The organism is Legionella navarrensis, from assembly GCF_052527415.1.
Genome location: NZ_JBNVZR010000073.1, coordinates 1 through 230 on the forward strand (window position 1 = coordinate 1; position 230 = coordinate 230).

Here is a 230-nt window from a genome sequence, read left to right on the forward strand (position 1 = left end):
TATCCATGCCTGGAACAAAGCCCGTAGTATTCTGGCGCGGAGTTGTTGCCGCTCCGAAAGAGTATGAACTTTATAAGCGCTTACGCAATCCGCAGATTGACCGCGCCATCTGGAAAGTATGCGCCACTCATTACAATGCAGCGGATCTTGAGCGTTTATCGGGCGTTGCCAACACCTACAGTATCCGCATCAACCGCGGTGACCGCATCATTTTACGCGCCATTGAGCGC

The 230-nt window shown here is 52.6% G+C and carries 1 protein-coding gene; it reads left to right on the forward strand.

The features are described 5' to 3' along the window. The coding region (locus ACQUTA_RS13170) for a hypothetical protein (protein ID WP_444988723.1) at positions 1-230 on the forward strand (230 nt) is incomplete at both ends.